The sequence below is a fragment of the Pseudomonas sp. ICMP 460 genome, assembly GCF_002723595.1.
Taxonomy (GTDB): domain Bacteria; phylum Pseudomonadota; class Gammaproteobacteria; order Pseudomonadales; family Pseudomonadaceae; genus Aquipseudomonas; species Aquipseudomonas kitaguniensis.
Window position 1 is genome coordinate 197,588 of record NZ_LKBR01000088.1, and the last position, 8,918, is coordinate 206,505.

The following is an 8,918-nucleotide window of genomic DNA, read 5'->3' on the forward strand; positions in this document are numbered from 1 at the left end:
GCGGAGTGTCAGTCAGTGAATGATTGACTGAAAGACTGCTATCGGAAGCAAGCCCTCTCCCACATTTGCCTGCATTGAATCTAAGATTGGCATTCCCTCTTCTCCTCATAAGCTAATTCGAAAATGTTATTTATTTTCGGATTCTTAGATCATTTAGTCTCCTCACTCGCCGACCCTCGGCCGCCTGATTGAGGAGCTTCCCCCTTGAAACGTTTAACCCCTCTGCGCCTCTTGGCCGCATTGTCCCTGGCCGGTGCCAGCCTGTTTGCCCAGGCGGCGGACGTGACCATCGCTTACCAGACCACCGTAGACCCGGCCAAAGTCGCTCAGGCCGACGGCGCGTATGAAAAAGCCACCCACGCCAAGATCGACTGGCGCAAATTCGACAACGGTTCCGACATCATCGCCGCCATTGCCTCCGGTGACGTGCAGATCGGCTACCTCGGTTCGAGCCCGCTGACCGCCGCGATTACCCGCAAAGTGCCGGTGGAAACCTTCCTCGTCGCCACCCAGATCGGCGGCGCCGAAGCGCTGGTAGCGCGCAATGGTTCAGGCATCAACAGCCCGCAGGACTTGATCGGCAAAAAAATCGCCGTGCCCTTCGTTTCCACCGGCCACTACAGCCTGTTGGCCGCACTGAAGCACTGGAACATCGACCCCTCGAAAGTGACCATCCTCAACCTCGCGCCACCGGCGATCATCGCCGCCTGGAAGCGCGGTGATATTGACGCCACTTACGTGTGGGACCCGGCCCTCGGCGTGGCCAAGGAAAACGGCAAGGTGCTGATCACCTCCGGCGAACTGGCCACGTTCGGCGCGCCAACCTTCGATGCGTGGATCGTGCGTAAGGATTTTGCCGAGAAGCACCCGGAAATCGTCAGCGCCTTTGCCAAAGTCACTCTGGATGCCTACGCCGAGTACCGCAAAGACCCACACGCCTGGCTTGCCGATAAAACCAATATCGACAAGCTGGTGAAGCTCTCCGGCGCCAAGGCCAGTGACATCCCGTTGCTGCTGCAAGGCAACGTCTACCCGCTGGCGGCAGACCAAGTGACGCTGCTCGGCGCTCCGACCACCAAGGCTGTGACCGACACCGCGGCGTTCCTCAAGGAACAAGGCAAGGTTGACGCGGTACTGCCGGACTACGCGCCTTTCGTCAGCGCCAAGTTCATCACTCATTGATTCAGGAGTTCATCGCGATGGCCTTGCTACAACTGGAGCGCATCAGCGCACAGTACCCAGGCGCCACAGCACCGGTACTGGCAGATATTTCACTTGAGCTTGGGCCTCAGCAATTGCTGGTGGCCCTCGGCCCGTCCGGCAGTGGCAAGACCTCGCTGTTGAACCTGATTGCCGGTTTTGTCGAACCCTCTGCCGGGCGCATCACCCTCGACGGCGTGCCGGTCAAAGGCCCCGGCGCCGAACGCGGCGTGGTGTTCCAGGACGATGCGCTGCTGCCCTGGCAAGACGTGCTGGCCAACGTTGGTTTCGGCCTGGAACTGGCCGGCGTCGCCAAGGCCGCGCGTGAGGTGCGCGCCCGCGAGATGCTTGCCCTGGTCGACCTCGCCGGTTTCGACAACCGCCGCATCTGGCAACTCTCCGGCGGCCAGAAGCAGCGTGTCGGCCTGGCGCGTGCCTTGGCTGCCGACCCGCGTGTGCTGCTGATGGACGAACCCTTCGGCGCCCTTGATGCCTTCACCCGCGAGCACATGCAGGAACTGCTGCTGCAAGTCTGGCAGCGCACCGCCAAGCCGGTTTTCCTGATTACCCACGACATCGAAGAAGCGGTATTTCTCGCCACCGACTTGATTCTGCTGGCGCCCAACCCCGGCCAGATCGTCGAGCGCCTGAGCCTCGACTTCGGCCAACGCTACGCCGCCGGTGAATCGGCGCGGGCGATCAAGTCCGACCCGCGTTTTATCGAAACCCGCGAACACGTGCTGGGCAAAGTGTTCTCGCAACGACAGGTGAGCGCATGAGCAGTTTTGAGCTTCCCGCCAGCGTCGCCAAGCCGGCGGCGCACGCGGTTATTCCACTGCAGCGCAGCCTGAGCACGCGCTGGATCAGCCTGTTGACGCTGCTCGCGTTGCTGGCGATCTGGTGGGCCGTCACCGCCACCGGTTTGATTGAACCGCTGTTCCTGCCGCCGCCCTCTGCGGTGTTGCAAAAAGGCTGGTTGCTGGCGACCACGGGCTACATGGATTCCACCTTGTGGCAGCACCTTGGTGCGAGCCTCAGCCGCATCGGGTTGGGGCTGGGTTTTGCGGTACTGACCGCCGTGCCGGTCGGGGTTGCCATTGGCGCCAACCGTATTGCGCGCGGCATTCTCGACCCGCTGATCGAGTTTTACCGGCCGATCCCACCGCTGGCTTACCTGCCATTGATCGTGATCTGGTGCGGCATCGGCGAGCTGTCCAAGGTGCTGCTGATTTACCTGGCGATTTTTGCGCCGATTGCCATCGCCACGGCCACCGGCGTGCGCACTGTCGACCCGGCCAAGCTGCGCGCTGCGCAGTCGCTGGGAGCAACACGGGCGCAGTTGATTCGCCATGTGATCCTGCCGAGCGCACTGCCCGACATCCTCACTGGCGTGCGCATTGGCCTGGGTGTGGGCTGGTCGACATTGGTCGCCGCCGAGTTGATCGCGGCCACCAGCGGCCTGGGTTTTATGGTGCAGTCGGCCGCGCAATTTCTGGTCACCGATGTGGTGGTATTGGGGATTCTGGTGATCGCCCTCATCGCCTTCGCCATGGAAATGGGCCTGCGCGCCCTGCAGCGTAAATGGGTGCCTTGGCATGGCCAGGCACACTGAGTGAGAAGCGCATGAACAGCCTGACCGTTACCCCGTTAAGCATCGCCCTTGGCGCCCGGATCAGTGGCGTCGACATCACCCAACCGCTGCAACCCGAACAGCGCGACGCCATCGAACAGGCGTTGCTCACGCACTCGGTGCTGTTCTTCCGGGACCAGGCCATCAGCCCGCAGCAACAGGCACGGTTCGCGGCGAATTTCGGTGACCTGCACATCCATCCGATCTACCCCAACGTGCCGGAACAGCCCGAAGTGCTGATCCTCGACACTGCCGTCACCGACGTGCGCGACAACGCCGTGTGGCACACCGACGTGACCTTCCTGGCCACCCCGGCACTTGGCGCGGTCCTCAGCGCCAAGCTGTTGCCGGCGTTTGGCGGCGATACGCTGTGGGCCAGCGGGATTGCGGCGTATGAGGCACTGTCGGCGCCGCTCAAACACTTGCTCGACGGCCTGACGGCGACTCATGACTTCACCAAGTCGTTTCCGCTGGAGCGCTTCGGCAACACCGCCGAAGACCTCGCGCGCTGGGAAGCCACCCGCAAGCAGAACCCGCCGCTGTCACACCCGGTGGTGCGCACGCACCCGGTGAGCGGGCGCAAGTCGTTGTTTGTGAATGAGGGGTTTACCACCCGGATAAATGAGCTGGAGCCGGCCGAAAGCGAAGCGATTTTAAAGCTGCTGTTCGCCCACACAACACGCCCTGAGTTCACCCTGCGCTGGCGTTGGCAGGCAAATGACGTAGCGTTCTGGGATAACCGCGTGACCCAGCATTACGCGGTGGATGACTACCGGCCGCAGCGGCGGGTTATGCACCGGGCAACGATTCTGGGCGACGCGCCCTTCTAAGCCGACCGCGATGTCAGCCACACTGAAGATCAAATGTGGGAGCGGGCTTGCTCGCGATGGCGGTGGGTCAGCCGCTATATTTATCGACTGACAGACCGCCATCGCGAGCAAGCCCGCTCCCTCATTGACCGGGGTTATTCAGCGGTGGATGGCTTTTCCCACAAGTTAATCCCGCCTTCCTGGGCGAACCGGTCGATCTCTGCCAACTCTTCGGCGCTGAAGCTGAGGTTGTTCAACGCGCCGACGTTCTCGATGATCTGCTCCGGCCGACTCGCGCCGATCAGGGCACTGGTCACCCGTGGGTCACGCAGGGTCCAGGCTAATGCCAATTGCGCGAGGCTTTGGCCACGACGCTGGGCGATTTCATTCAGCGCGCGCACGTGGGCGATGTTGGCTTCGGACAAGTGTTTGGCCTGCAACGAACCGCCGCCTGGACGGTTGACCCGCGCATCCGCCGGCACGCCGTTGAGGTACTTGTCGGTGAGCAAACCCTGGGCCAGCGGCGTGAAGGCAATCACCCCGGCACCGAGTTCTTCGGTGGTGTCCAACAGGTCTTTTTCAACCCAGCGGTTCAGCAGGTTGTAGGCCGGTTGGTGGATCAGCAACGGCACTTTCCACTCGTTGAGCAACGCGGCCATTTCGCGGGTTTTTACCCCCGAGTAAGAAGAAATACCAATGTACAACGCCTTGCCCTGCTGCACGGCAGTGGCGAGGGCGCTGGCGGTTTCTTCCAGCGGGGTGTCGGCGTCAAAACGGTGCGAGTAAAAAATATCCACGTAGTCGACGCCGAGGCGTTGCAGGCTCTGGTCCAGGCTCGCCAGCACGTATTTGCGCGAGCCACCGCCCTGGCCGTACGGGCCTGGCCACATGTCCCAACCGGCTTTGCTGGAGATGATCAATTCATCACGGTAGTGCTTGAAGTCTTCGCGCAGCAACCGGCCGAAGTTGATCTCGGCGCTGCCGTAGGGCGGGCCATAGTTGTTGGCGAGGTCAAAGTGGTTGATCCCCAGGTCGAACGCCGTGCGCAGCAAGGCGCGCTGGGTGTCGATCGGGGTGCTGTCGCCAAAGTTGTGCCACAGCCCCAGGGACAGTGCCGGCAGCACCAATCCACTGCGCCCTACACGGCGATACGGAATAGATTCATAGCGGTTTTCGGCAGCAATGTACGTCATCGAATCCTCTCTGGGCTTAGGGCAAACAAGCCCTGGGAATATGCTTATTCCCAGGGCTTTTAACCCGTTGGGTCGCTTAAATCTGCCCTTTCCTTGTACAGCAATTTCCTACCAGAGTGGAACGACATAGCTGACATAGAGGCGGTTTTCGTCCTGCACGGTGGCGCCGGTAATGTCCGGGCTCGCGTGGGCGTTTTTCCAGGTCACGCCGAGGCCTTTGAGGGTGCCGGTGGGTACTTGGTAGGCGACGGCAACGTCACGCTCCCATTCGCTGGTGGTGCCTTGCGCGGTGCGAATGTCATCGCCATGCGCGTAGGCGGCAGAGAACGTCAGGCCGGTGAGGCCGAGTTTGCCGAAGTCATATTTGTACTGCGCCAGCCACGTGCGCTCGCCGGCGTGCTGGAATTTGTTCAACTGCAGGTTGGTCAGCGCTGGCGTATCCGCACCGGAGCCGGGGCCTTGGCGTGCGTCACCGCTGTTCAGGCCAGAATCGAGGTAAGGGAAATCACTGTCGCCGCTGTTTTTCTGGATGCCCAGGCCGACGGTATGGCCGTCCAGGCTGTAGCTTTCAAGCAGGCTTGCGGTGGTCTGGTTGATGCGGCCCTTGCCGGTGCCGTCGCCGTAAAGGCCTGCGGCGGCAAAATCGCTGTCGCCGTCGGCGTTACCGCCCACACCCAGGCTGCGGAACACGCGCACATCGCTGTCGATGGCACCGACCGACAAGGCGTCATGGCGTTTGGCACCGAGGAAAAACTGCTGGTAGTAATCCTCAAGGTTGGAATACCAAAGGCTGACCGTGGTGCCCGGCAGGCCGGTGTAGTCGGCGCCGCCGAACAGGAAGCGGTCGCTCTCTTTAGTACCGCCCGCCGTGATCATTCCCTGGTCGCCGGTTTCGTTGCGTATCTTGGTTTTAAAAATATCGCCGCCGGTGAAGGTGAAATCAGAGAGGTCCCTGGACACCAGTTGCACACCGGTATTGGTCTGCTGATACAGGCGACCGTCGGTGTTGGCCAGCACCGGGTTGCTAGCGTAGAGCGTGCCGAGGCGCAGTTCATCTTTGGCAAAGCGCATTTTGAACGTGGGGCTGAGCACGCCGAACTGGTCGGCAGACTTGCCGTCATCCAACGGGAACATGCTGCCTGGGTAGCGGCCCTGATGATTCTTGTCGTTGAGGTCGCCGCCCGAATCCAGTTTCAACCCATAAAACGCCTGCACATCCAGGCCAAAGCCTACCGGGCCTTCGGTGTAACCGGACTTGAAGTTGAACTCGAAACCCTGGCCCCAATCACGAATGCTGTGGGCCTTGGCGTTGCTGTTCACCACGTCTCGCCCTTGTTGGTTGAGGTAGCGATTGAGCAAGGTCACATCGGCGTGGCTGTCATCAATAAAATCGGCATGCGCGGACAGCATAAAGCTCGCCATGGCGACACCCACCACAGGGCTTATTAACGTCTTCATTGTTACCGGTCTCCGTCACTGTTCTGAAATGAAAGCGTCAAACGCTTCACACAATTACGCAGTGACCAGATGACAGTTACGCGTCAAAACAGCGCTTTGACGGATGAAATTAAGTTTAAGAAAGCCCCGTAGAACGGGGCTTTGCGGGGTTCAACCGGTTAGCGCACCAAGTGCAGGAACTGCAAGTGACGCTCGTACTGGTCGAGGATGTCGTTGATGATCTGCTCCTTGGTGTAGCCGACCAGGTCGTAGTCCTGGCTGCCCTCGCTCAAGTGCACTTCGGCGCGGTAATAGCGACGGTTATTGAGCTGCTTGGAGCCCATGCCACCGCGTGCAAATGACGGCGTGAAATAGCCGCGCATCTGTACCTGGTAAACGAATGGATGCTCTTCGCCGTGGCCAATTTCGAGGCTGACGCTGTCGTTGGACGGGTCCGGCTGAGTGACGACACTCAGGCCTTTTTCGACAAACACCGCCGTCACTTCTTCGATCGCCGGCCGCACCGTGGTTTCAAGGAAACGGTACACCTCATCCCTGGACGGGAAATGCACCGCCTGGCCCAAACGTTGGCGCCAGCCGCCCGTGCCCTTGCGCGAACCCGACACCGGTGCCAGGGAATGCAACTGCGCAATCTGCTTTTGCGACTCAAGGTAGAAGGCTTTGTGCAGCCCCCACATCATCAACAGCAAAATCAGCGAGAACGGCAGCGAGGTCAGCACTACTGCCGACTTCAGCGAATCGATACTGCCGGCAAACAGCAAGGCACTGGTGACCAGCGCGGTCATCGCGCCCCAGAACACACGCAGCCATTTCGGCCCGTCTTCGTCAGCGTTGCCGCCTTTGGACGACAGGGTCGACAGCACCACGGTGCCGGAGTCGGCCGAGGTGACGAAGAACACGAAGCTGATAAACACCGTGACCGCGATCACGGTCTTGCTCCACGGGTAGGTTTCGAGCAGCAAGTAGAGGCTCATCGACGGATCGTCAATGGCCGACTGGCCGAGCGCGGCCATACCGTGGTTGAGCACTTGATCGATGGCGCTGTTGCCGAAAATCGACATCCACGCCAGGGTGAAACCCAGCGGAATCAGCAGCACGCCAAACACGAATTCGCGGATGGTACGGCCACGCGAGATGCGCGCAATAAACAGGCCCACGAACGGCGACCATGCGATCCACCAGGCCCAGTAGAACACCGTCCAACCGCCCAGCCAGTCGCTGGGTTTGTCGTAGGCGTACACGTCGAAACTCTTGGTCGGCAACGCCCCCAGGTAGTCACCGATGTTCTGGATCAGGGTGTTAAGCAAATGCTGGGTAGGCCCGGCAAACAACACGAACAGCAGCAGCGCACAGGCCAGCAGCATGTTGATGTCGGACATCACGCGCACGCCCTTGTCGACGCCGGCCACGGCCACCAGGATCGCGGCGCCCATCATCAGCGTGATCAGGCCGACCTGAATCCACTGGGTATGCGCGATGCCGAACAGGTAGTCGAGGCCGGAGTTGAGGTGCAGCACGCCAAAGCCCATGTCGGCGCCGAGGCCAAACACCGTGGCAATGATGCCGAAGCCATCCACTGCGTAACCGATAGGCCCGTTAATGCGCTTGCCGATCAGCGGGTACAGCGCCGAACGCAGCGCCAGCGGCAAGTTATGCCGGTAGGCAAAGTACGCCAGCGCCATGCCGACAAAGGCGAACACGCCCCAGCCGTGCAGGCCCCAGTGCAGAAACAGAATCTGCATGGCCTGGCGCGCAGCATCGGCGTTCAACGGCGCGCCCTGCGGCGGTTGCACCAAGTGCGTCAGCGGCTCGGACACGCAGAAGAAAAACAGCGTGATGCTGATCCCGGCGGCGAACAACATGCCGGCCCAGGACAGGTAACTGAATTCGGGCTCGTCGTGGTCGGCACCGAGTTTTATCTTGCCGTAGCCCGATAGCGCGGTGACCACCACGAAGACCAGATACAGGGTCATCGCCAGCATGTAGTACCAGCCGACCGTGTTGGCCGCCCAGTTTTGCGCGGCCAGCAGCCAGGCACCGGCTTGTTGCGGGATAGCGATAACCGTGATGCCAAACAGCATGATCACGGTGGCGGCAAAGTAGAACACCGGCGCATTCATGCGCACTTGGCCGCTGGATGGGGTGGACGATGCACTCATGAACGATGCACCCCGAAGGTGTCGGATGTGGCTGTAAATAACGGACTCAGCAAAGGTAAGCCTCCTGTTGTGAGCGGGCAGCGAACCACCGGGTTTAACTTGAACGAACATTCAAGTTAAACATGAATAGGCGGTTTTGGACTAATCGCGGGGCTGAGTGGTCGGCTATGCCTACACTAGCTCAAGGAAAGGTATGACGGGTTAGGATGACAAAACGTTCAGCGATTGCCGGGTGAATTTGGAATGCTGTTAAAAATGTGGGAGGCCCCACTGCATCTTTGATGTAGCGCTGTCGCGCAGCAAACGGGCTCGGGGGGTTCTTTGGATTTTCGTGCATATCCGTTCTTTGGGGGATGGCTTGTATCGGTTTCGCTCTTACAGCCAGCCCTTTCAAGGTCTTTGATAAAATCCCCCAAAACGCCAGTCAGGGGAACGAAATCGATGTGGGCAGAAGTTCTAGCGCGGTTTG

Annotated in this window: 7 protein-coding genes; 4 read left to right on the forward strand and 3 right to left on the reverse strand. The window is 60.5% G+C overall.

Translation table 11 applies throughout. The annotated features are described in order from the left end of the window. Window positions 1–204 precede the first annotated feature (204 nt). Genes tauA through tauD form a run of 4 tightly spaced genes read left to right on the forward strand, consistent with a single transcriptional unit; the run spans window position 205 to window position 3,660 of the window. Window positions 205–1,182 carry a taurine ABC transporter substrate-binding protein gene (tauA, locus tag AO240_RS28145; RefSeq protein WP_099241067.1) on the forward strand — a complete coding sequence of 326 codons (978 nt, stop codon included), beginning with the start codon at window positions 205–207 and terminating at the stop codon, window positions 1,180–1,182. A gap of 17 nt (window positions 1,183–1,199) precedes the next feature. Then, window positions 1,200–1,979 carry a taurine ABC transporter ATP-binding subunit gene (gene tauB / locus AO240_RS28150; protein WP_099241069.1) on the forward strand — a complete coding sequence of 260 codons (780 nt, stop codon included), beginning with the start codon at window positions 1,200–1,202 and terminating at the stop codon, window positions 1,977–1,979. Continuing rightward, the gene (gene tauC, locus AO240_RS28155; RefSeq protein ID WP_099241072.1) at window positions 1,976–2,812 is read left to right on the forward strand and encodes a taurine ABC transporter permease TauC; all 837 of its coding nucleotides are present in this window, start codon (window positions 1,976–1,978) and stop codon (window positions 2,810–2,812) included. The genes tauB and tauC overlap by 4 nt, the downstream gene beginning before the upstream one ends. 11 nt (window positions 2,813–2,823) lie before the next feature. Further along, the gene (gene tauD, locus AO240_RS28160) at window positions 2,824–3,660 is read left to right on the forward strand and encodes a taurine dioxygenase (protein WP_099241088.1); all 837 of its coding nucleotides are present in this window, start codon (window positions 2,824–2,826) and stop codon (window positions 3,658–3,660) included. A 134-nt stretch (window positions 3,661–3,794) separates the two neighbouring features. Here the strand turns inward: tauD and mgrA are convergent, their stop codons facing one another. From mgrA to betT, 3 genes are all read right to left on the reverse strand, one after another. Continuing rightward, on the reverse strand, window positions 3,795–4,832 hold the full coding sequence (gene mgrA, locus AO240_RS28165) for an L-glyceraldehyde 3-phosphate reductase (RefSeq protein WP_099241074.1): 1,038 nt from the start codon (window positions 4,830–4,832) through the stop codon (window positions 3,795–3,797). 108 nt (window positions 4,833–4,940) lie between these two features. Beyond that, complete coding sequence (locus tag AO240_RS28170; protein ID WP_099241076.1) at window positions 4,941–6,290, reverse strand: OprD family outer membrane porin; 1,350 nt, start codon at window positions 6,288–6,290, stop codon at window positions 4,941–4,943. Window positions 6,291–6,448: 158 nt separating this feature from the next. Continuing rightward, window positions 6,449–8,410, reverse strand: coding sequence for a choline transporter BetT (betT, locus tag AO240_RS28175; RefSeq protein ID WP_218244406.1), 1,962 nt, complete (start codon window positions 8,408–8,410; stop codon window positions 6,449–6,451). Between the last annotated feature and the right edge of the window lie 508 nt (window positions 8,411–8,918).